This is a genomic window from Serratia sp. 25CWL12, assembly GCF_055790885.1.
On sequence record NZ_CM147698.1, the window covers coordinates 1,647,092 to 1,672,764 of the forward strand.

Sequence of the window (25,673 nt, forward strand, 5' to 3'; positions counted from 1 at the left end):
TAATGACCTGGCTAAACCGAATTATTCCTGACGACCGTATTATCCGCCTGCAATTGTTGATTCTGGTGGCGGTCATGTTGGCCTTCTCTTTGACCTTGGGGCAACGTTTTTTCAGCTTGGGTAATTTCCAGTCTATTTCCTCACAGTTGCCGATTTTAGGCATGTTGGCACTGGGAATGGGGCTGACCATGCTGACTGGCGGCATTAACTTATCGATAATTGCCGGAGCCAATGCTTGTTCATTAGTCATGGCTGCCATCATTGTCAGCCATCCGGATCAACCACTGTTTCTATTACTGGCTTTAGCCGCCGGATTGCTGGTGGCGGTAGCGATTGGCACCTTAAACGGTATGTTGATTTCGGTGATTGGCGTATCACCGATTCTAGCCACGCTGGGTACCATGACACTGATTACCGGCTTGAATATTTTGTTGTCTAACGGTGATGTTATCTCCGGATTCCCGCCAGTAATTCAATACATTGGTAGCGGTAATATTGCTGGCATTCCTGTCGCGATGATCCTGTTCTTGCTGGTTTCGGTTGGGTTATGGGTGCTGCTTGAACATACTACATTGGGGCGCAGCATCTATCTGGTCGGCTCTAATGAGCAGGCGACCCGTTTCAGCGGCGTGAATACCCATCGGGTGCAAATTGCGGTCTATATCCTGTCAGCCTTATTGGGTTGGGGGGCAGCCATCCTGATGATGGCAAAATTTAATTCCGCCAAAGCCGGTTATGGTGAGTCCTATCTGTTGGTGACCATTCTGGCATCGGTGCTGGGTGGGATTAACCCCGATGGTGGCTTTGGTCGCATTATCGGACTGATTCTGGCGCTAGTAGTCCTGCAATTATTGGAAAGTGGCCTGAATTTGCTGGGGGTAAGTAGCTACCTGACTATGGCGCTATGGGGTGGGGTGTTGATCCTCTTTATCGCATTACAGAATCGTAAGGCTTAAGAATTGAGGGATAAAACAATGGCAAGTTACTTTATCGGCGTAGATGTAGGAACTGGCAGCGCAAGAGCCGGTGTATTCGATTTGCAGGGCCGCATGGCCGGGCAGGCCAGCCGTGAAATCGCCATGTTTAAGCCCAAGGCCGATTTTGTGGAACAGTCATCCGATAATATCTGGCAGGCGGTGTGTAATGCGGTGCGCGATGCGGTTAATCAGGCCGATATCAATCCTATTCAGGTGAAAGGATTGGGGTTTGATGCTACCTGCTCGCTGGTGGTACTGGACAAAGAAGGAAATCCGCTGACGGTCAGCCCATCGGGGCGGAGTGAGCAAAACGTGATTGTCTGGATGGATCACCGTGCGATTACGCAGGCGGAGCGGATTAATGCCACCAAACACCCGGTGCTGGAGTTTGTTGGTGGGGTGATTTCACCGGAAATGCAGACGCCAAAGCTACTATGGCTAAAACAACATATGCCAACCACGTGGAGCAATGTCGGGCATCTATTTGATTTGCCAGATTTTCTGACCTGGCGTGCAACGAAAGATGAAACCCGTTCGCTCTGTTCTACTGTTTGTAAATGGACCTATCTGGGCCATGAAGACCGCTGGAACTCATCCTATTTCAAATTGATCGGGCTGGCTGATTTACTGGATAACAATGCGGCAAAAATCGGTGCTATGGTTAAACCGATGGGCGAGCCATTGGGACGCGGATTAAGCCAACGGGCGGCGTCAGAAATGGGCCTGATCCCCGGCACTGCGGTTAGCGTCTCCATTATTGATGCTCACGCCGGTACGATTGGTATTTTAGGTGCGAGTGGGGTTGCTGGTGAAAATGCCAATTTTGATCGGCGAATAGCATTGATTGGTGGTACCTCAACGGCGCATATGGCGATGTCCCGCTCAGCACATTTCATTGGCGGTATCTGGGGGCCATATTACTCCGCCATTTTGCCGAAATACTGGTTGAATGAGGGGGGGCAGTCGGCAACTGGGGCCTTGATAGACCATATTATTCAAACCCATCCGTGCTATCCGGAGCTGCTGGCACAAGCCAAAAGCAAAGGGGAAACCATCTATGAGGCGTTGAATCATATTTTGCGCCAGCTGGCCGGGGAGCCGGAGAATATCGCCTTCCTGACCAAGGACATTCATATTTTGCCGTATTTCCACGGCAACCGTTCGCCGCGGGCAAACCCGAATCTGACCGGTATTATTACTGGGTTAAAGCTTTCGATAACCTTTGAGGATATGGCGCTGCGCTATCTGGCGACCATCCAGGCGCTGGCTTTAGGGACGCGGCATATCATCGAAACCATGAATCAGAATGGCTATAGCATTGATACTATGATGGCCAGCGGTGGAGGCACCAAGAACCCGATCTTTGTACAAGAGCATGCCAATGCTACCGGCTGCGCCATGCTCTTGCCTGAAGAGAGCGAAGCTATGCTGTTAGGTAGCGCCATGATGGGCACAGTGGCCGCTGGCGTATTTGAGTCGCTGCCAGAGGCAATGACGGCGATGAGCCGAATCGGCAAAACAGTCACGCCGCAAACCAATAAAATCAAAGCCTATTATGATCGCAAATATCGGGTATTCCATCAGATGTATCACGACCATATGCGCTATCAGGAATTGATGCAGGAGGAGGCATGAGCCAAAGTGATGAATGGCAGTTGGCCAGTGATGCTTGGATGACTTACAGCCGTGAGCTGGCAGTATTAAAGGAGAATGTCGACCAACGGGTATGGTTACAAGTGCTGGATATGCTGGCCGGATGTTGTGGAAAAATTGCGGTAACTGGCGTAGGTACATCAGGTATTGCGGCACGAAAAGTGGCCCATATGCTGGCATGTGTGGAACAGCCGGCTATTTACCTGAATGCGACCGATGCGGCCCACGGCGATCTGGGTTTTTTGGGGCCACAGGACATTATTATCCTGATCTCCCGTGGCGGTAATTCCGACGAGCTGACCCGTTTGTTACCGACGCTGCAACGTAAGCAGGTGAAGATTATCAGTGTGACGGAGAATGATCAGTCAGCTATCGCGCAGGTTTCTGCTTTAGTGCTAAAAACACATGTGCAGCAAGAAATCGACTCGCTAAATATGTTAGCGACGACATCCATCGTTTTAGTGCTGGCACTGTTTGATGCCATCTGTGTCTGCCTAATGGCACGGCGTGGTTTTAGCAAAGAAGCATTACTGGCGGTACATCCCGGCGGGAATGTGGGCATAGAATTACGCAAGCAGTCATAAGCGGCATAGGGCATACAAAAAAAGCATTAAGGTGTAATGCCGACCATTTAAGGTTCAGTTGCACGCTCCTTGCACGGTGAGAAGATCCGGAACAGATTATGTTTCCGGATTTTTTATGCAGAGTGCCTTTCCAAGCATTTGACCTTATTTCTCAATTCAACCTGGCAGAAAATTCTTTGCCTGCTAAAACAATGATGCTCACGGTTCGACACTCAGATAGTTATTATCCAGTGTGCTCTCACAGGGCCGTTCCCACCGCAGAGTTTTCACTCAGTTTTGCTACTATGCTCTACTCACCGCATGGCCACGTCCATTATTAGTATCATCATCCCTATGGTGTATTTCTTGATTAGTTATGCCACATACTGAATTAACCCGCCCTCAACAACTAATAAATACAGCCATACGTACTGCTGGAAGCTGGGTCAGAAATCAGATGACAATTTAGTCAGTTGTGATCTATAGCAAGGAATCTAGTGTCATCAATTGAGTAGAATCTTTAATGATTTTGAAGTTCTCATAGAGTAGGACATTGTCTTGCGCTGTTTCTAGTTGAACGAAGCGCTAACTTACTTTCCCATATTGATTGACAAAGAATGTGCTCAGCTCCTCTTCAGGAAGAGCTGATTACTTGTGTGCAACCGACACCCAGGTAGCTTTAAATACTTTACCATCACAACCAAGATTTGATTCCGCACTCTTCTTATTTTACAAGGAATTAGTAATATGCCTGCATCAAGTTTGTCTTCTTTGGTTAGTGTCAAGTCTTGGCTCAATATCTTCCTTAGCCGTCGTGGCTTGACATCGCCCATGCATATTCCCTTGTATCAGTATCAGGTCACCTCACTGGAGTATGGGGAGATGAAGGGAGTACTTGCCGATTTTTTCAGATTCGGAGTACCTAACAGGTTCTCTTGCGAATGGTGTGGAGCCTTTACTCTCTATTGTGCTGAGTGGTTTCGCAGAGAGTACAACCTGGAATGGAGTTGGCAGCCGATATTTAAATCCTTAGGGCTGGAGTTGTCACCTAGCCAGGTCAGTGATGTGGTAAGAGCAGGGTTGGAGGGCTACTGGGGGAGGAGCTTATCCCGTTACAACTTGGAGCGGTGTGACTACCTAGGCTCTGTATTCAAAGAGGGGGGATTACCTTCCAAACAGTTGTCACTTGATTCGAATAATTATCAGCAAGCGTTTTCAGCGATTTTCAACCGTTATCAGCAGGTAAAAGAGTGGGGCCATGAGGCGATCAACCAGCTAATCAGTAGCCGAATTTCTCGTTTACCAGAAAATCTACAAGGGAATGAATCTGTTGAGTTGATCGCCAATATGGTTGAGCAATTAGACGCCCTGGTACATCAGTTTAGCCTTGAACAACAGCAGTATCCTGCGCGTTATCTAGACGAGCATTTTCCACAGTGGCGGTATAGTTTCCCTTTACCACTGGAGAGCGAAGTGGGTTCTGCGTTCTTAGGTCAACTTCTCATAGGTGCTTCTGAAGCAGTCCGGCATGTGGCAAGTAAGCGTAAAGAGCTTGCTTGTCGGCATTTTTTATCTTTCGACAATCAGTCTCTCAGTACAGAGGTTATCTTACCTCTTAATTGCCGTTTCAATCTTTCAAAACTGCAATTGCGCTCAGGCAGAGTGGAACTTGCGATATTTGAGGGGAACAAACAAATTGCGGCTCTGGGGCCCGCTTTTGTCCAGTTTGAACTGGAAAAGGCGCTGGTCCGCATGAGAATGGCCAGTACTGTAGTTAGGAGAAGTTATCCACAAAGTGAACTCTATTTAGTGGCGATGCAAGCAGGGCAGCGACTTTCTGACATCAGACTGGCAGACAGCGCTATAGATGTGGGGGAGGTGCCGCTGATTCTGGCAGAAGATACCGAAAAATGGCGGGTATTGGGGCAAGCGTCAGTGACGACTACACGCGAGGAGGTTTTATTGCTTTGCCCACCATTATCGGAAATGACGTTGGTACACGGGAATTGGGAGCGTGATGAAGGTGGGCTTCGCTTTGGTGACTTGGTCCCGGTAAGGCTTAAAGGGCGTTGTGAGATTTATACGGCAGATTCACAGCGTTTTGTTATCACAACGGGGGCAGAAGACTTTGGTTTTGCTTCTATGGTGCTTAAAGGGGAACAACTGACTTGGAAGACGACCCCATCGTTGGTGTTTCTTGGCATTCCGACTGTAAAACCAATAGACAGTATTGCAGAGCCCAGCAAATCACGTTATCTGATTTATTTGGGTTCTAACAATACTGAATACTTAGTCGGCTCAACATTGTATGGACGCCATACATTATCAGTGAAAACCCACGAAGGGGTGACGTTACTCAGAAAGCGGATAGGTATTCTGCCAGCGGATTTTGAGATCGTGCTGATTGCAGGGGGGGCACCAAACCGGGGGGGCATACAGATCTCAACGGCAATGCCTTGTATCACCAAAGTTCAATCTGAAATGGTGAACGTTGATTCTCAGAAGAAGCACGGCTGCGTAACAGAAATCTTATTATCTGCGAAAGAATTGCCTCCAGAGTCGGTGTGTTTGGAGGTAATGGTAAGTCTGAATGCTGACCCTATTTATATCGAGGTGCCATTCCCATCCAAAGGTGCGTTAACCTTTGATGCTCAAGGGCAGCGACTCCAGAGCGGACTTTCTGTTGAAGAGCTCTTGGGGTGCCGATTACATCTTTTTGCTCAGCAGGGATGCCCAGCGAATTTTCAGGTGGAAGCCGTCAGCCTGTCTTCTTCGGCAAAGAACCGAGCCCCTTATTACCGTTGGCAATACAAGGTAACGGATCGACCACTTGAAATCAGTCTTTATGGATTGAGGGAATCAATACTGGCGTTGTTATCTACTACAGATGCGCTCGATGCTCGGGTTGAATTAGCTATCAGTGGCCCCGGCAAAACAATCAGGCATCAGATTAGTCGTTATGCAATGGTTCTTGAGTATGACAATCGTAATAACACCGTATCTTTGCAGTCACGGAATGGATTTGATGTCGATACGCTTAAACCTGCGTTGATGAATCTGACCAATCCTGAACAGAAAGCCCTATTATTAACAAGCATACAGTCAGAGGGGGTAAACACGGGCGTGTATGAACTACCTAGCTATGTGAATGAGGGTGGGCCGTGGTTAGTGATCCCCCAGGATGTCAACGGGATAAAGTTCAGAGCTAAGTTTATTCCAGGCTCGGCAGAGGGTGTTAATCGTGACGAACTGAGCACATTACAAAAAGCTGTCCGGCTTTATCACCCGACAGTATCGCCTGACACGATAAGTACCGTTTTCTTGCAGATGGCACATGACTGGTCACACAGTGGTTGGCAGTACCTTAAAGATATTTACCGGAATTTTGGTTATTTACCGCTTTCTACATTCGAGGTGTGGCGTCACTTGGTGAAAGATCCACAAGTGTTAGCTGTTGCACTGCTGCGTTTTGAATGTGACCACAAACTCATCTCAAAAATTGAGCAGGAGCTTCCTGTATTTTGGGTGTTTATTAAGCTAACGCATTGGCAACACGCCATTTCCCTGATGAGAACCCACTTTATAGAGTCTGGGATTACAGATGCTCTAGTGTACGGCATTGTTTCAACTATGGTCGATAAGTTGGCTTTGGCTATACCGGTGTTGGAAGATACGGTAGCCGGGTTCCTGAAGAATGGGACGCTGTTACAGAAATTAAATGCGGCTTCTATACAGCAAATGATGTCCGGTTGGTATCAAGACCTGCTTAGCAAGCAAGTTGATAATCCTCAATGGCCTGAGGAACTGGGTGAACAGATTAAAGACAGTTGTTTGGCTTTAAAGGAAATGCCGTTTGAGTTTCCAACAGTGAGGACTTATCACCATGGTGTGGTGTATGCCCCTATTTATGCCGCAGCAATAGCCGTAGGCAAGTTGCAGGTGGCTGATTGTCACTTCCTTTCTGACGAAGCGATTTTCCATATTAAGAAGCTCAGAGATTTTGACAGAGACTGGTTTGAGCCAGTCTATCGCTGTTTCATTAGTTATTTCAGCAAGGTATAGATGATGACACGATTTTTTTCTGAATTGGTTACTCAGTCTATCTCCCGTGCCAGGGAAGCGACGTTAAGCGTTTTGGGCATTACCAACCCATCCCTTAGAAATCATTTGACTGAGTTACTGTCTGCTGATTGTGGAAATCCACAGGCAATGCTTGCTCCACCGGTGTTTGAACATACCTTCGGTTGGGAACCCGCAGACAAAGAAATGACGCAACTGAGTGGAGATTTACTTTCTGCTGAAGTGATCGCCGCCTTGGATGATAAAGACAACGGTCGATATCGGTTTGAGAAAACCTTTAAGCCATTCAAGCATCAACTGACCGTTTGGAAAACTTTATTGGATAAAACACCGCAATCGGTTGTTGTGACTTCAGGTACCGGATCTGGGAAGACCGAATGTTTTATGGTGCCAGTGCTTGAAGACTTATATCGAGAATATCGTCATGCCCAAAAGCCATTAGTTGGTGTCCGCGCGCTATTTTTGTATCCGCTCAATGCTTTGATCAATTCTCAGCAAGAGCGGCTTGACGCATGGACCAAACACTTTGGTAAAGGTGAAGACAAAGGTAAAGCTATTCGTTATTGCTTATATAACGGCAACACAGAAAACAGCGAGAACAAAAAGCGCAAAGAGCAAGAACTACGTAAAAATGAAGTCTTATCGCGTGAGTTGATGCGTAAGTCACCGGCCCCCATTTTAGTGACTAATGGCACCATGCTCGAGTATATGCTGGTGCGTCAAATTGACTCCCCTATTATTGAGATATCAAAGCAACAAAAATCGCTTCGGTGGATAGTTTTGGATGAAGCGCACACTTATGTTGGTTCTCAGGCTGCCGAACTGGCGTTGCAACTTAGGCGAGTTCTGCAGGCTTTTGGTGTTGAGGCAAAGAATGTGCGTTTTGTCGCGACCTCAGCCACCATCGCCGGTGCGGATACTCATCACCAGTTGAAGCGGTATTTGGCTGAGCTTGCTGGTGTGCATCCGGATCAGGTGAAGGTGATTGGCGGGCGCCGTGCTATCCCTGAACTGGATTTTGTTGATGGACCTGATTTGCCATTGGAAGAATTAGAGACTATTGAACCCATGGGGCAGCCAGTGGCGAAGGGACAGTCTGAGCCAGATGTATCGGAGGACAGGTTCAATGCCCTTTTGGCATCAACTTTTGCCAAAACCCTTAGAGAGGTTTTGGTCGAAAGTAAAACGCCACTGAAGCTTGATGATATTGCTTCCAGAATGGGTATGCGCCTTAATAAAAGAGCGCGTCCTCAAGCTGAGTTACTGCGTTGGTTGGATTTATTATCCGGCACCAAGTCGTCATCAACCAAAGAGGCCTTCCTTAAATTGCGGGCGCATTTTTTTCAGCGCATGACTAACGGTCTATGGGCCTGTATCGATAAAAACTGCGCCCATAAGCAAGGAACAGCTCTCGATCAAGATTGGCCCTTTGGTTATGTTTATGCAGTCCATACGCAACATTGCCAATGTGGTGCCCCAGTACTCGAACTGAGTTTTTGTACTGACTGCAACGAGCCACATCTGATGGCCCGCGATAGGGGTGGGAAGCTGGCTCAGTGGAGTAGTCATGCTGTTGATGAATTTTCTCTTCAGCAAGAAGCCGGAGAGGATGATTCTCCCATACAAGATAAGAATCAGTCTGCTTCCTGCCCCGCAATCATTGCTGCCGAGCTCGACTCTAACGGAATTTATCAGCAGATTCGGATTGGTAAGTCCGGTGAAATAGGTTCTTTTGATTCTGAGGGTTATTTGGTTGCCTATGATGTTAGCACCAGTTTGATCTGTAGCCGTTGTGAATGTCGCGGTACTCAACAAGGGTTGCCGTTCAGGCGGGCTCTGTTGGGAACCCCCTTCTACATTTCTAATGTCGTCCCTACCTTACTGGAGTTTTGCCCAGACTTTGACGAAAAAGATTCTGTAGGGCCACAATCATTACCTGCACGTGGCAGAAGGCTGATTACCTTTACCGATAGCCGGCAGGGAACAGCACGCCTTGCGGTGAGGATGCAGCAGGAAGCGGAGCGTTCCAAGTTACGTGGGGCAGTGGTTGAAGTTCTTAAACAAAAACAATTGGAACAGCCCGCAGACCTGAATCAACCAGCGGAAGGCGTGACTGCCGAAACGCTAAGAACATCAGCAAAAATGATGAGAGACCAAGGGATGCATGGCGTGGCCGATGAACTCGACGCGAAGGCAAATACCATCGAATCGGGTGTTGATCAGCGGTCATTAGCCGTCGTTAGCTGGCAAGAAATGGTACAAGCATTGGCGCGTAAAAGTGATTTTCAAGGGGCCATGCTCGAATATAACCAATACATGTCACCGGAGATATTCAAGCAAACAGACGGCAGTGTCAAACTGGCTGATATGTTGTTGTTTAGGGAGTTTGCCAGACGGCCAAAACGGCAGAACAGCACGGAGACTCAAGGACTGGTCAAAGTGGGTTATGCCGGCATTGAGAAGATAACTGTCTCTCCAGACAGATGGGAAGAACATGGGTTCAGTTTGGCTGATTGGCAAGACTTTATCAAAGTGGCACTGGATTTTTATGTGCGTGAAAATACATTTGTCAGAGTAGAGGAGGGCGGCTGGTTAAGATGGATTGGCATCCGCTTCTCGTCCAAATCACTGAGAAGCCCCGAGTCAGAAGATTACGATGAAGGCCGTATCAAGAAGTGGCCGCAGATCAAAACCGGTAACATGCATCGGCTGGTAAAGCTCCTGTGTATGGCAACAGGGCTCAATATTAATTCTGCGCAGAGTAAAGACCTTATCAATGTTTGGTTAAAAGCGGCTTGGCTGGACTTGACTGAAAAGGCACGAACCTTGGTTTCTGATGGGAACAGATTCGCTCTGGAGCGGGAAAAGCTGACTTTTTCCTTTGTTGACAAGGCCTATGTTTGCCCGATAACCAATAAGCTATTGGCTACCACGTTCAAAGGTTTTACCCCTTATTTACCTCGTAATGTCGTTAATGCTGCTGATTATTTGTGTGAGGAAGTCACCTTTCCCTCAATTTGGAAATTTGATTCCAGTCAGTTGGACTTTCAGGAAGGCTTGTCCTATACGCGTGAATTAGTGGAGAAAGACGTAAGCGTCCAACCGCTTCGCGAGCGTAATCTTTGGACAGACCTTAATGACCGAGCAGTGGAGGGGGGATTTTATTACCGTACAGCGGAACACTCAGCTCAACAAAGTGCGGAACGGCTGCAGGATTATGAAGACAAATTCAAGACTGGCAATATTAATGTACTCAATTGTTCCACAACCATGGAAATGGGCGTAGATATTGGTGGAATTACAGCCGTGGTGATGAATAACGTTCCTCCCCATCCGGCAAATTATCTACAGCGGGCTGGGCGTGCTGGGCGGAGTAAAGAATCACGGTCCATGTCTTATACCTTGTGTAAAAGCAACCCCCATGACCAGCAGGTGTTTGCTAATCCGCTATGGCCATTCGAATCTAAAATACCCGCACCCTATGTAGCATTTAATTCGGAACGATTGGTGCAGCGCCACATAAACTCTCTGTTGCTGTCACTATTTTTGCGTCATGTTGTTGGCCAGACATCAACAGAAAAAACGGCATTGAATCTGGAGTGGTTTTATCTGCCGGAAAATAATTCGGTGTGCTCGCATTTCCTCGATTGGCTCAATGATGCTGCATCTTCCTTCGACCACGATCTGCAGGCTTTGGTCAGGGGAACAGTACTGCTAGGATACCCATCCCATCAGTTAAGAGCTAACGCTCTAGAAACAATAGAAAAATTGCAAAAACAGTGGTTGAAAGAATATCAATATCTTGAGTCAGAGCAGAATAAGGCGTTACCGGACAGCCCTTATGCTTATCGCTTAAAACTTGAGAAGACACGGCTTGCAAAAGAATATTTACTGCGTGAGTTGGCGTCTAAGAGCTTCCTCCCAGGTTACGGCTTCCCAACCGATGTCGTTAATTTTGATACTAATAACATTGAAGATTATTTAAGAACCCGTAAAGATCACAAGCCTGATAAAGAAGATCGGGAAGATAACGTTTCGCGTTTGCGAGGGTTACCTAGCCGTAACCTTGCAGTGGCTATCCGGGAATACGCACCCGGTGCCGAGATAGTGTTGGATGGGCGGGTGTTTCGCTCGGGTGGTGTTGCCCTGCATTGGCATAATGTGTCTAAGATCAATGCGAATGAGGCGCAAAAGTTTGATCTTGCCTGGCGCTGTGAATGCTGTGGTCAAACAGGTTACGAAGAAGAAGTCACCGCCTCTGCTCTGGACATGAAATGCAGTAACCAGAATTGTGCTCAACCTATTAATCAAAAGCATATTCGGCGGGTCTTGCAGCCGACAGGTTTTGTGACTGATTTTTATAGTTCACCTTCAAACGATGTCTCCAGTCAGAAATTTATACCGGTTGAACCGGCTTGGGTTTCTGTTGGCAAAGCCACTCAGGTAGCGTTACCTAATAATGTGATGGGGTATATGGTTTCCAATCCTGAGGGGACGGTTTTTAATCATACCTCGGGGATTTATGGAACAGGTTATGTGTTATGCATGCAGTGTGGTAGAGCGGAATCTTTGGACAGAAACGGTGACTTTCCCAATGAGTTATCGCCCACTAAATCACATAGACCTTTAAAAGCGCCAAAGTCTGATCAACGAGGTGATATTAACGCGGAATGCGAAGGGGCAGGTACTTTGATTCAAGGGATCCACCTTGGCAGCCATTCTAAAACAGATGTCTTTGAGCTTGTTTTAAAACATCCGGTGATTAATGAATATATACCGGATAATGCACAGGGGAAAATCATAGCTTACACGCTGGCGATTGCATTGCGATCGGCTCTGGCTGATAAATTGGGTATTGGCACGGGTGAATTGGGGTATGCGGTTAGGCCAGCGATTGTTGATAATTGCCACACAGTTTCAGTGATTCAATTATATGACATGGTTGCTGGTGGTGCAGGGTTTGCGAGTTCGGCCAACCGGCACATCCAATCATTGATTAGCTCAATGGTCACAAAATTGGCTTGTGATAAATGTGTGACGGGCTGTAGTGAATGCTTGCTTGAGTCTGACACAAGACACGATATCGACTTTATCGACAGATCACTGGCTCTCAGTTGGATTGGCGCAGAATTTGCCTTATATAATGAGATCCCTGCGGAAATGAGGATTGCTGCTGATGCGACTTATCAACCTTACTCTGTTGTCCATTTGATCCGCAGTCATATCAATAAAGGTGCCTCCCACCTTACCTTTTGGTTAAGCGAAGAGCTTAATGATTGGGATCTTAATCATCCGAATTTCAAGCGCACAATAGCAACCTACTTGTCAGTGAATGGGGTAGCTGTGACTTTGGTGGTACCCGAGGCTCATTTGGAAGCTGAGTTGTCAGATGAGCTGTGGGTATTACAGAAATTTGGGGCGACAATCGCGACAGGTAGCCCTCCACATCAAAAAATGGTTGCTCAGTTGCTGCTGAGTAACGATGAACTGATTTCAATTGCCTCATCTAACGGTGATGATGCAGTGCCAGGCGATAGCTGGCTCAAAGCAGATTCACTCGTCGTTTCAAGCACTATAGTAAAAGCTGCGACAATCAATGTGTTTGAAATTCAAGCAATAGCGGATTCTCAACAGATTGGTCACTCAGTGGAAATAGGCCTGGAGCTTAATGGTAATCTGTTGAAATTTGGTGAAAAATTTTGGATGCATTTACTTAACGGCGATAAGAAACTACTTGGCATATTAAGCAATAAGAATGTAGAAACAGTTCATTATTCTGACCGATATATCCAAAGCCCCTCGAGCATGTTGATGTTGGCCCAAATCATTTCAGCGTTAAGTGGTGTAAAGCCGGGCATAAAAGATATTAAAATTGATACTCTCTTTCATGAAAAAGAAAAGTCTGGTTTTTATTTACACCATGATTGGTCAAACGAAGCAGACTTTATCAGCGCTTATCAGGTTTGGTTAGAAGCTAAGACGAAAATAAAAACAGATATTATTTGCCATGCTTCAAAGTCCGAAATAGCACATAGACGGCAGCTAACCTTGATGTTAACTGGTGGAGAAAGAGTGATAATTAAATTAGATCAAGGTGTGGGCTATTGGAATATCAAGGATGAGTATTCAAAGTTCTCAACGGTTAAGTTTGATTTTGGGGCTGACCTAAGTAGCCAATTACGAGCTTTAAAGGAAATGGAGAGTCATTTTATTGTTTATAATTCCAGTGACTGGAGTACGGATATTTACTATAAGCATGCGATCAATTAATCCACCAATAGTGGATTAATTGTAGAAAGAGCAGCATACAGATATCACTATCACCTGGCACCGGCTTCAAGCTGGTGTCATTTTTGTAACTGAACGGCGAATTCGCATGGTGTGTTATTAATTTCCCGCGGAAATAACATTGAATCGCTTTATCACCCAATGCATCTTTTTTTGGATTCCAATGCCAATTGGAATATTTGCTGTATATAATTGAAAGTGGTTAATATAGGTTTTCTCCAACAATCCTCGAACAAAATAAATATCAATGGATGCCAATGATATTTTTTAATATATTCAATTTGGCATTGGTGTTCTATTTTTATTTAACATGTTAATAAACACTATAAAATCTAAAACGGGCTCCCTAATATATTTTCATTACCGAATATATTTTTAAGTACCAAAATAGACGTTTCAGATAACTCCTGCGTGAAAAGTAAAGTGAGTTTACGCTTGGCACGTGAGCAGCTTACATAAAACAAGTTTCGGTTTCGTTCAAATGTATCTTTTTTATCAATAGGATAAGAGTTATTCATCCATTCCAACATCTGATTCCAGTTATATTGGTTCCAGCCACGACCACAAACAACAAGTATATTTTCAAACTCAGCCCCCTTCACTCCGTGCTTTGTTGAAAATGGGGTCTTGTCATCAATATACTCACCGAGGTTTGATACCTCCCGATAATTTATAGAACGCAATTTATTGATCTGTTGAACATGTCTCATCTCATCGACATTCAGCTCACCAGGTAGTTTTGATAGAAGATGTTTATATTTTTCTTCTGACTCTTCAATTTTTGAAGGAACCCTAGGTATCCTAGTCTCCATCAATAGATCCAGCATATCGCCAATTGTACCAGAGACTTTTACTTGCGATGCCTTGTAAAGGTTTTTAAGCCAATCGGTTTTATCGGATTGGCGTTTCAGCTGAGGATGACTCTGCTTTTTAATTTGTAATAACTCGCCATAATGATTATTTTCATAGGCCAACAAAGTTGGATCAACCACTTCAAGGAAAAATTGAATATATTTGTCTTTCTTTTTTAAATAGTCATCCGTGTAAGAGAAGCAGTCAGCTAGATTTTTAAATTTTTGCTCACTCGCTATAAGGTTGTTGGTTAAAAAAAGGATCTTTGTTTTGTCAGAAGATATATCCCATCCGTCAAGGCACATTAACTCTATAGTTTTATCGATATATTCCTTTACACTAAGTTCAGGAAGATCTCCAGACCAATGTCCGCCACCTTTACCATCTCTTCTAGCACCACGCCAATCATTGGAATGGAAAACCTTAATAGTTCCCTCTGAGAATGGGTTTGATTCAGCTTGGGGGAGGTCAGGACGCATTCTGTTTAAACATTGAACAATTTTTTTATCAGACCGGAAATTTGCTTCCTTTCCAATTTCTACTATTTTCCCTTTAGTGCTGAGAATTAAACCGCAAGCGGAAGAACCATAAATTTTCTGCCAGTGATCACCAAAAAGACCAACCATCACACCTGAGTCGTTATCAATGAGGTTATTGACGATGCTGTCAGCTAACTTGCTGTTGGTATCCTGATATTCATCAATGAATACTATGGGGAACTTACTTTTTAGTAGTTTCTGAAATTTTGGATAGACGAGCATACTAGCCATTAATATGACTACATCATCATGATGCAAGGTTATCTCTCTTTCATTAATCGAAGGAAACCCTAGGTCATATTTAACATTTTGATCAGTTATGCCTGCAGAAGCAGATATTCTCTCTTGCCACTTTTCACCAAGTTTCGGAAGATGTTCGCGAAGCTTGACTTGGTAGTGTTGTAAAATGTTCCAACAAAAAGCATGGATTGTGTCGGCAAAAATCGCTGGATGGTGATCGGTTCTATCTTTTATTTCGTCCTTTGCAACGTTTGTGTATGTAATGCAAGCAATTTGCTGCCGATTACTTAACAAAGCATCTGCTTGGTTTGATACCAGATAATTAATAGACTCAATCAATGAATAGGTTTTACCGGCTCCGGCTCCAGCTTCTAATCGAAAACACTGATTATTATCAATACAGTGCCTAATTCGCTCTAGTGCCTCTATGGAAGCCTGCTCGGCTGGGCTGATCATTATCATAATTTGATTTCCTCCGTTTGGCCTAAATCGTCTTTATCCAGCCACTGCAATCCCTCACGAATATACTTAGGGACAATCCAGTTTGTTTTATCAACTGCATATTCAATTGCGAAATTTGCTTTGCTGTCTTTCCCAATTTTTTTTGCTTTTTCAAAAACAGCCTGTTCCAGGTCCACCCCACCTAAACCCTCAAGTTCAAAGAGGCTTGCATTCGCCAGAATAAACGTATCTTCAAAGCTTCGGCCACAGAGACCCACTCCGTCTTCATCCACCTGGAATGCTAAGCGACGACATCCGGAAATTTTGTCTTTGTCGTCTTTTCTTCGTATATCCGATAAATTAGAATGCCCATCCCTTCCAAACCATTGGGATATTCCTACGTTACTAGAGCGGTCTCCCTTACTCACAATTACTGAGGAACTGTGTGATTTTGAATCTACAGAGTCCAAATCAGTAATAAACAAAGTCTTGAGCTCAAGAAAATCGATGAACTTATAAAAATGGTGAGCATATGCACCTCCCACCTCGACTACAGATAAATACTTTCTGCGCAGGTTGCATTGTTGACTTCCATCAATTTTTTTAATCATCTCAGGCAAAAGGATTCTTTCCGTAGCGCCCTCAATTAGAATAGCCCTGTCTGCAAAATAAAGGTCACATTTTGTAAGTGTTAAATACTTGTGTAAAAACTCTTTATCCTTTTTAACTTCATCGCTGCAAAAGGCTTCACTCAAATCTTTAACTTTGGTCTCCTTACCACTTTTGGATAAAAAATAACGAACTTTGCTAAAGTCTACTTCGTTGGCGATATGTGATGAATGGGTGCTAACCACGAATTGTACTGACCATGTATTTCCATCATTAAACTGTTTTTGGAACTCTTTGACTATTTTCTCTAGCTGCCGAATAAATACCTCTTGCATTTGCGGATGTAAATGCGCTTCTGGCTCTTCAATGAAGATCAAATGGCCTTTTGGTGGGGTGGGTTGAGATTGAAACTCTCTGAAATATTCATAAATCCTGAAAAGAATAAATATCAAATTACGAACACCTAAACCATTGTAAGTTTCTGGCAGAGAAAAATAATCATCACCTTCGTAAAAAACCTTGGTGTTGCTCTCTAATAAAGACTTTACATTCAACTCAGTTGCAGCACTTAAATTCGGGTCTTGCAGTCCTGGATAGCCGAAAATATTTAGTGTGGGCAAAAGTGCTTTTACTTTCTCCTGAAAATCAGTATCAACCTTCTCCTGTAATTCCTTTACTACTTTATTGACTTCGTCAGACTGGGCTTTAAAATCATCATGAGCGCCTGAGCTGTTTGCACTTTTAAATATATTCCCGAGTGATTTACCAAGTACGTCACGTTCGCTGTGGGTTTCATCATCGAGACCTCTTTGTGCATTAATTAGCCCAAATAAAGTCAATTTCTTAAAAGAAGAAAAATCAACCCTTACTTTGTTGCTGGGATTGGTCGGATCTATTGCATATATCACCGCTTCATAATGGTGACTTATTAGTTCTTTGAGGTCTGAAAAATATTTTTTACGGTCAGTCACATCAAGTGACTGAAAAAAATTTTTTACATTCCCATCTCTCAACTGATAAGAAAGCAACACGTGAGTTTCAAAAATTGTGTCATCGAGATCTATGATAAAGTCGCCTAATACACCGAAGTCATTTTCATTATCTTTATAATCAATTCGGAGCTCTAACTCTATCATTGGCATCAGAGCTCGAACATCATGCTCTTTTGCGGAGGCCAAGAAGGCGCTCAGAGCTTCTTCAAATCCTGAAAAGCACGCCTGATTAAAGTCCTCATATCGAATTTTCGGGCCCTTTGAACTGAGGAAACTATGAAAAATCTCTGCAAGCGAAGTTTTTCCAGTATTATTTCGACCAACAATTAACGTCGTGCTGTCATCCAACGTAAGGCATACGTCTTTTAGCAATCGATAATTTTTTATGCGAGCGCTTTTAATCTTCATCATTTATCCTTACCAATTAATGTAAGTTTCCGGAAAAAGCTTTTTGGCTTAGAGAGTTGAATAGCTCTTCCTTACGTTCTAAAGCTGCCCTATGTCTTATCAACTTAGCATTGGTCGATACCACAATGTCTTGATAACGATTTTGTAATTCAACTGGAGGAATAAGGATTGGGATGTCTTGCATTTCCTGAGCGTTGATATTTGCCATGCCAACAATACTCTTACACATATTTTGTAATGTTTTTTTTCCGTGCGAAGAGTTCAAATATCCGGATAGATAATAATTGTTTCCTTTCGCGTTGGTTCTCACTCTAATCAAATATCCAGCAATCGCGACTGGTTCATCCCTGTCGTATACAGCAGTTTTTCCAACCAGTTCTTTGCTATTCGTTCTGTTAAAAAGTAAATCTCCCTTACCAACTAAATATTTTGATTTTTCCTTTTCGCTCAGGTCGATGTACTTTAAATCCATCATGTCGATATAACCCTTATAAGTAATATTACCCATTCTTAAAATCGGGTAGTCACCACCTATTTCGGATGCCTTTGCAGAAGAACCATAATTAGCTGACTCTACAAGATCACGAATTGTGCCAATCGGGAACCCCTTCGGATTGGTCACCGGGTCACCAAACATCTCCAGAAACACCGCACGGAGGAAGTCGTCGGCGAGCTGGATGGCTTGCTGGCGTTTGCGGCGGATGGCATCGGCTTTATCGAGAATGGCGGCAATGCGTTTTTGTTCGGGTAGGGGGGAAGGGGGATTTTTGTGTCCTTGATCATTCCTTGGCTAATATTGGGCTGAGCCCCACCAACCGCATTCCTAAGAAACTCTGGTACTTTAGCCATAAGTGCATAATATACATACTTTGTAACCGCATGCTTTTCATCAGGAATAATGCTGCAAACTGCTTGATTAGTCGCCGCCTCAATTCCTAGCATTGCCATTCGACCGACAGTTGCTCCGTACATTGCTAAGAGAATAGCGCCAGAAGGAATAATTTTCGCGTTGCTCTTTTGTACAGCAAGCTCAGTTATAAATTCTGTCGCCTGGTTGACGCTCTTTTCCTTCAAGTCACCAGATTTTATCCACGGTATTTCACCACCGTAATACTCCGAAACTTCTCTTGAAGGAGTACCCCCACTGCTTGTTTTACAAAAATCAGCGATCGGAACCAAAGGCCAACTCATAGCATCCCCTCCAACTCATCCAGATCCGTCATAATCTCGCTTTCCAGCGCTTTTAGCTTTTGCAGAATGGCCTTCGGGTCTTCAAACGTTTCCTCCGCATACACCACTTGTTTATAGCGGTTAATGGAAAGATCAAACTTGTTGTCGGCGATATCTTTGGCATCCACCACAAAGGCTTTCTGGGTTTTGTCACCAAAGGCATGGTTGATCGCTTCCGCTGAAGCATTTTTCTGCACTAAGGCGCAGTATTGCTTCCACTTGGCAATGGCATCGGGCAGGTCGTTGCTGTCTGCACCTTTCAGTGGGGTGCGCTTATCGTCCAATGAATAGCCATCGGCTTGTAGGTCATAGAACCAAACCCGATCGGTTGAGCCCCCTTTGGTAAATAGCAAAATGGCGGTGCTGACACCGGCATAGGGCTTAAACACCCCACTGGGCAGGCTGACAATGCCTTCAAGTTGGTTATTTTCAATCAATGCTTTACGCAGTTGTTGGTGGGCGTTAGACGAGCCGAACAGCACGCCATCGGGCACGATCACCGCAGCACGGCCACCCAGTTTCAGGGCGCGTAGAATATGGGCGACAAACAGCAGTTCGGTCTTTTTGGTTTTCACCAGCCCCAGTACATCGGGGTTGGTGTTGGTTTCATCCAGGCTACCTTTGAATGGCGGGTTGGCGAGGATCACATCAAAGAAGTTTTCTTCCTGCTGGGGGAAGTTCTCTTTAATGGATTTACTCAAGCTATCTTGGTAGAGAATATTGGCGCTATTCACCCCATGCAGGGCCATGTTCATACTGCTAACGCGCAGCATGGTGGTGTCGAAATCGAAGCCCCAGAACATCTGTTTGTTGATATGTGGGCGGTAGGGCTCTAGCTGGTCGCCGGTATAGTGCTGGTTACCCTCTTCATCGGCAAAAATACCCGCTGGGCTGGAATGCATGCGGTTGAGGTATTCCATGGTGCGGGCAAGGAACCCGGCGGTGCCGCAGGCCGGGTCGCAGACGGTTTCTGTCGGTTGCGGATCCACCAACTCAATCATGGTGTCGATGATATGGCGCGGGGTGCGGAACTGGCCATTGATACCGGCGGTAGTGAGTTTACTGAGCAGGTATTCGTAAATATCGCCTTTAACATCGCTTTTGGTCAGTGGCAGTTCATCCACCATTTCCACGGCGCTGACCAGTACCGATTCGTTTTTGATCTCGAGATCAGCATCCTGCATATATTCGCCAATATAGCCTAAGGCCTCAATGGCGCTGCCCTGGCTGGGTTGGTCATCCGCGCTTTTCCCCAAGGTGCCGAAGTAAGGGAAAACGTTTTGCTTAAGGTGCTTGTGCAGCTCTTTACCGCTGAGGTTTTTAAAGTTTTTCCAGCGCAGCAGTTGCCCTTGTGCAGTATTGGGGAACAGACGGTCAAAACCTTTACCGGTGCGGTTGGCTTTGCGCTCGGCCATATCTTCCTGCATGTCGAGCATACGGGCGAACATCAGGTAGCTGATCTGCTCAATCACGGTTAAGGGGTTGGTGATACCGCCGGTCCAGAATTTTTCCCAGAGTTTGTCGATATCGTTACGTATTTGGCCTGTTAGCATGTTTGTTCTCTGTTGATGAAAATAGGTCGAATGTGCGGCTTTTCCGCTGATTCAACCGATAGTGGTTCAATTCGAGTGATGATGTCTTTGGCATCGTGACTCATTGCCCGGGTTTCAGTTATCCTCGGGCATCTTCCTGGGTTAAAAATGGCTCTAATACATCGATCAGCACGTTCACATCATCGGGGGGAAATATACCGTCAATGCCCTCGTGCGAGACAGAGGTAAAAGGGGCATCGTACAGTTTTTCTATCATGATTGAACCGCGTTCGGCGATGTAGTTTTTCAGCAAGTTGATAAAGCGCACCTGCTGGGCGGTCAGGGTAGGGTGGCTGTGCAGGAAGCCTTTGAAGTGGTCTTCAATGGCTTGCGGGTTGAGCCCGATAATTTCGCGCACTGTCAGGTGTAGTTGGTCGGCGGTGCGGCCATAGAATTCATTCAGCACTTCCAGACTCACGCCGGGGTGGCTGGTGAGAATAGTCGAGGTGAGGGTTTTCAATTCCGATTCGGCAATGGGTTCGCCTTGGCGGATTTTCTGCAATGTGGGGTTGGCAGCAATCATCTGTTGCAAAATATCTTTCAACCTGCGGCGGTAGATCATCGCCTGGTTGGCACCGAGAAAGTATGCCTCACGTTCTTTTAATTGCAGACCGCTGTCACTGGTTTTGGTTGCGGGCATCGTAAACCCGCCACCGCTGACAGCTTGGCGATACTTCATAATGCCACGCAGCGCTTTGCGAGCTTGTTCCAACCTTTCGATGCTGGGGTTTTGCCAGAAGTCGGCACTGCGTACTTCTGCAATCAGGGTATCTTTCTGGCGCACTGCCTGGATGTTGACGGCCAGCTTATCAAGCTCTGCCAGCAGTTGATCACGGCCATCCTCAAAACAGCTAGCTTGTTCTACCAAACAGCGTTCTAGGGTGGCTGTCAGTCTATCCAACTGAGTGGCATGTTTGTCGCGCAATACTCGGGTCGACATTAATGGCGCGATGCGATTGGCCAACAGATGCTGAGTTTTAGCGTCAAAGCGCTGCAGTAAATCGCTTTGCAACAGTTGGTGTACCACCCGCAATTCACGCTTTACCGCGATACTGCTATCCGGCAGGTCGCTAATATCGGCACGCAATAACTCAATAGCGGTATCGAAGGCGGCAGCATGGTTTTGCCGTAAGGCCGCCTGTGCCAGTTCTAATCGTGCTTCAAAGGTAGTTTGCAGCAGGGATTTACTGCCGGTGTCCTCTGGCTCCTGATATTCCTGTTCAAAGAAATCAAAGTTGCCATAGTGGTCAAAAATAAAGAATTCTTTTTTGCGTTTGCCAGGGCCGAAAAGATCAGGGCGCAAGCGCGTACCGCGACCAATCATCTGCCAGAATTTCACCGAGCTTTTCACCGGTTTGGCAAACACCAGGTTAACCACTTCCGGCACGTCAATACCGGTATCGAGCATATCGACGGAAATCGCAATGCGAAATTCGTTGTTGGCCTTTTTAAACTCTTTGATCAGGCTTTCCACATGGGGAATGCCATTATGGATCACCTTGCACACCTTGGTGCCGTACTGCGGATACAGTTTGCAGAACTGTTTTTCCAGGTGTTCGGCGTGATCCTGACGTTGAGCAAAGATAATGGTTTTACCCACCAGGGAGCCGGTTTCATCTTTGATGCCATTGTTGATCAGGTTTTCCAGAATAATGCGGTCAGTATCTTCACTGAAAATCTTACGCCCAATGTCCTTACCGGCAATGGTGGTGTTACGGGCGGCTTCTTCCCCCAGGTCCTCTTCCAGTTGGCGCTGCTGCTCTTCAGTGAGGTCATTGTAGTGAATGCCATCACGCAGGAAGTCAGTGGTGAGATCTTTCACCCGGAAGGGCACCAGATAGGGGGGCTCGTTGTTAATGGCAGCATCCAGCCCGAATTCAAAGGTGGGGTCGGTGGTTTCGCAGTCGAAGATATCGAAGGTATTGCGGCTGATAAACTTCACCGGGGTGGCGGTTAGGCCCACTTGTAGTGCGTCGAAGTAATCGAATAGATCGCGGTATTTATTGTAGATACTTCGATGGGATTCATCGGCAATGATCAAGTCGAAAAAGCCCACATCCAATTGAGCGAAGCGGTTCATCATGCCGGGGTAAGTGGCAATATAGATGCGTGCACTTTGGTCAATCTTGTTGGTTTCACCAATCACACAGCGCGGCTCAGAAGGTAGGTTTTGTTTAAAGGCATCGTCCGCCTGCACCCGCAGTTCTTTGCGATCACACAGGAATAGCACACGTTTGGCCCAGCCGGTGCGCAGCAGCAATTCAGCCAGTGCAATGGCAACACGGGTTTTCCCGGTACCGGTGGCTTGAATAATCAGTGCCTTGCGGCGCTGACGTTGAAAGTGGGCCGCTACCGTTTTGATGGCTTCGATCTGGTAAGGGCGGTCGGCAATGTGGAGATCCGGGTTGAATTTTTCCAGCTCTGCAGTGCGGTAGTGGCGTTGATAAATTAAATATTCCAGGCTGTCTTTGCTGTAAAAACCATATACCGGGCGGTAGGTGTTGTATTGGTGGTCGTCCCAGATAAAGGTTTCGTAGCCGTTGGAGTAGAAAATTACCGGGCGCTGGTAACCCATATACTCAAAGGCATCGGCATAGAGGCGGGCCTGCTCACGACCTGCTTGCAAGTTGGTATTGCCAGATTTTTTTGCTTCGATAACCGCCAGCGGTTGGCCGTTATCGCCCCACAGCACGTAATCTACATAACCCTTACCCGAGGGGTTATCAGGGTAGCTGACTTCAAATTCCTGGCCAACTTGCTCGGGGTTCTGCACATCCCAACCGGCTTGCAGCAGCATGGCGTCGATCAATAACGCACGGGTTTTCGCTTCGTTCCATTGCAGGCTGTCGGCGACTTGCTGGCTCTGCTGTTGACGTTGTTGTTGTTCGGGCTGAGTGAGTGGCTTAAGTTGGTCACTATTTCGAGTGCGTTCACACTCCAGTTGCTCGATTACCCTTTCCAGCTCTTCCTGCTGTTTTTGCAGCTCTTTTTCGTAGCTTGAAACGGATTTTTGCAATTGATTCAGGGTTGCAGTCGGGTCTTTGACCTCGGCAAATGCAGGCAGCAGCCCCTTCTTTTTACCGTAGTACTTAATACCCATGTACATGGCTAACTGGTGCGCCGTGCTCAGTGCTATTTGGGCATTACGCAGTTCACCTTTTGCGCCATGGGCGGTATCGTTACCTTGCTTTCGCAAAAAGTTGATTTGGTGAATCAGTGATTTATTGACGCAATCTTCAAAAACCGGGTTTTTGGTCAGCTCATAGAAGCTCGATTGTGGCACGCGCGGCAGCTGTTCTTGTTGGTAAATGGCTTTGGTCAGTTCTTCAGCAAAGCTGCGCAGGCGGGTCAGGGCACTGCCCGGATCAATATGCAGTACCGCCTCGGCTAAACCACCAAGGTTAGCTAGCAGGTCATTCTCGGGTCGCAAGAATTCGAAGTTTACTGATTTCATAAAAATTATTCTGTCCATATTGGCCCCTTCGCTAAACACAAGGTATCTGTAGCAAAGGCAGTGAGCAAAGGCCGTGCCAAGTTAGTTAATCACGAGGAAATGCCGTATTTTTCCATCCAATTATTCAGTGTCTGGTAGTTTTTTAGACCCAACAGTTGGGCTGCACGAGTCTTATTTTGGCCGCTATATGCTAACGCTTGGCGGATATAATCCGCCGCAATATTACCTATTATCTGCTGTATATCAACACCTTGAGAAACATCCTTATTCATCAAGCCGGTATCACGCTCAGGCATATGGAACAGCGCCTGGCGGATATCCGTGGCGGTAATGTCATCACCTTGGCACCATAGCGCGGCGCGTAACAAGGTGGATTGCAATTCGCGCACATTGCCGCGCCACGGGTGTTGAAGGATAAGATTTTTTGCGTCAGGAGAAATTTTCTTATGTTTGAGCATCGCATCATGGTTGCCCATGGCCTTGAGCAAGCTTTCCGCCAGTAATGACAGGTCGCCTTCACGTTCCCTTAGGGGCGGTAAGTGCAGCACACCAACGGCCACCCGATAGAACAAGTCTTCCCTAAAGCTGCCATTGGCGACCGCTTCCATCAGGTTACGGTGGGTGGCGGTAATCAGGCGAACATCGACTTTCTGCTCTTTGCTACCCCCCACTGGGGTGAACGTCCCTTCCTGCAATACACGCAATAAACGCACTTGTACGTTAGGTGCCAGCTCGCCAAATTCATCCAGAAATAACGTTCCACCATGAGCTTGCTCGAATACCCCGGGTTTGTCGGCTAGCGCACCGGTGAAAGCCCCTTTCTTATGGCCAAACAGGTGTGAATCGATCAGCTCGGTGGGAATCGCACCGCAGTTAACTGGCACAAACGGCTTGCTGGCCCGATGGCTGGCATTATGAATCGCGCGGGCAAAAAGCTCTTTACCGGTGCCGGTCTCCCCATAGATCAACACCGGTACTTCACGTTCTGCCAGTATTTGCGCCTGCGCTTTCAGGGCATGCATACCAGGGTTACGGGTGACTATGTTGTCGAAGGCCGCATTGATGGCGACACGGGTTTCTGACAGTTGGCTCATTGTTGCACTGTTAATGCGTTGAGCGGCAGGTAAGTATTCTGCAGAAAGTGCAAAGGGGATATCCACTTGCTGGACACCCTGCTCGAGTGAAGATTGATAAAACTGGCAGGGATAACGGGTTTTACCCAGCAAAATCCACACCGCTTGCATGGCGGGTGTACCAGGGCTAAGCAGGATGGATAACTCGCCGCCCTCTGCAGTAAGTTGGGAGAGTTGCTGATTGGCCTGAAGATAGATTTCACCAAAGTTAACTGGCGAAGAGAGCACAATAGCGTGAGCCTGGATGGGTGTATTAACCAGCCCTTGCAACCAGGCTAAATAGGGCTTCACCTGATCTTCCGGGTAGTTGTAGAGCAGCGTTACGGCATCAAAGGCTTGTGCTGTCAGCGTCGCCGCAATCGGCCCAAGCGTTTGGCTATCATCCCCGGTGCTGCCGGTGGCTTTAAGGTCGTTCCCACCAATCCAACTGACCAGCGTATGGGGCTTAGCCTTGCGCATCCGCGAACTCCTGCCTATCAGCCACCGTATTTATCAATAGGATTTATCAATAGGTGGCAAAGTTTGCCGAAAAATTTGATGCCAATCTTTTGCGCCGTGCTTGAGTCAATCAGCATCACGGTATTCCGGTTAAGGCCGGTGCACGCAAAACATTGGGGATCTT

The 25,673-nt window shown here is 46.3% G+C and carries 12 protein-coding genes; 5 read left to right on the top strand and 7 right to left on the bottom strand.

All coding sequences use genetic code 11. The features are described from left to right. Positions 1-2 precede the first annotated feature (2 nt). The 5 genes from ACX9GV_RS07200 (at position 3) to ACX9GV_RS07220 (ending at position 13,543) form a co-directional block, all read left to right on the top strand. Positions 3-956 (top strand): ABC transporter permease, encoded by a 954-nt coding sequence (locus tag ACX9GV_RS07200; protein WP_473197564.1) that lies wholly within the window; start codon positions 3-5, stop codon positions 954-956. An 18-nt stretch (positions 957-974) separates the two neighbouring features. Next, positions 975-2,612: an FGGY-family carbohydrate kinase gene (locus tag ACX9GV_RS07205; RefSeq protein WP_023490741.1), complete on the top strand. Its 1,638-nt coding sequence runs from the start codon at positions 975-977 to the stop codon at positions 2,610-2,612. Continuing rightward, a complete protein-coding gene (locus ACX9GV_RS07210; protein WP_473197565.1) occupies positions 2,609-3,214 on the top strand; it encodes an SIS domain-containing protein in 606 nt (201 codons plus the stop codon). The genes ACX9GV_RS07205 and ACX9GV_RS07210 overlap by 4 nt, the downstream gene beginning before the upstream one ends. A 726-nt stretch (positions 3,215-3,940) precedes the next feature. Then, positions 3,941-7,255 (top strand): STY4851/ECs_5259 family protein, encoded by a 3,315-nt coding sequence (locus ACX9GV_RS07215; protein ID WP_473197566.1) that lies wholly within the window; start codon positions 3,941-3,943, stop codon positions 7,253-7,255. Beyond that, positions 7,256-13,543: a DEAD/DEAH box helicase gene (locus ACX9GV_RS07220; RefSeq protein ID WP_473197567.1), complete on the top strand. Its 6,288-nt coding sequence runs from the start codon at positions 7,256-7,258 to the stop codon at positions 13,541-13,543. 350 nt (positions 13,544-13,893) lie between these two features. Here the strand turns inward: ACX9GV_RS07220 and ACX9GV_RS07225 are convergent, their stop codons facing one another. The 7 genes from ACX9GV_RS07225 to ACX9GV_RS07255 form a co-directional block, all read right to left on the bottom strand. Beyond that, on the bottom strand, positions 13,894-15,654 hold the full coding sequence (locus tag ACX9GV_RS07225; RefSeq protein WP_473197568.1) for a UvrD-helicase domain-containing protein: 1,761 nt from the start codon (positions 15,652-15,654) through the stop codon (positions 13,894-13,896). Continuing rightward, positions 15,651-17,645, bottom strand: coding sequence for an AAA family ATPase (locus ACX9GV_RS07230; protein ID WP_473197569.1), 1,995 nt, complete (start codon positions 17,643-17,645; stop codon positions 15,651-15,653). The genes ACX9GV_RS07225 and ACX9GV_RS07230 overlap by 4 nt, the downstream gene beginning before the upstream one ends. Before the next feature lie 13 nt (positions 17,646-17,658). Next, positions 17,659-18,279, bottom strand: a complete 621-nt coding sequence (locus tag ACX9GV_RS07235) for a restriction endonuclease subunit S (protein ID WP_473197570.1) — start codon at positions 18,277-18,279, stop codon at positions 17,659-17,661. Next, positions 18,261-18,833, bottom strand: coding sequence for a restriction endonuclease subunit S (locus ACX9GV_RS07240; protein WP_473197571.1), 573 nt, complete (start codon positions 18,831-18,833; stop codon positions 18,261-18,263). Before ACX9GV_RS07240 ends, ACX9GV_RS07235 begins: the two co-directional genes overlap by 19 nt. Next, a complete protein-coding gene (locus ACX9GV_RS07245) occupies positions 18,830-20,425 on the bottom strand; it encodes a type I restriction-modification system subunit M (protein ID WP_473197572.1) in 1,596 nt (531 codons plus the stop codon). Before ACX9GV_RS07245 ends, ACX9GV_RS07240 begins: the two co-directional genes overlap by 4 nt. A 118-nt stretch (positions 20,426-20,543) precedes the next feature. Then, a complete protein-coding gene (locus ACX9GV_RS07250) occupies positions 20,544-23,936 on the bottom strand; it encodes a type I restriction endonuclease subunit R (RefSeq protein WP_473197573.1) in 3,393 nt (1,130 codons plus the stop codon). Positions 23,937-24,007: 71 nt separating this feature from the next. Continuing rightward, positions 24,008-25,510, bottom strand: coding sequence for a sigma-54 interaction domain-containing protein (locus ACX9GV_RS07255; protein ID WP_473197574.1), 1,503 nt, complete (start codon positions 25,508-25,510; stop codon positions 24,008-24,010). Between the last annotated feature and the right edge of the window lie 163 nt (positions 25,511-25,673).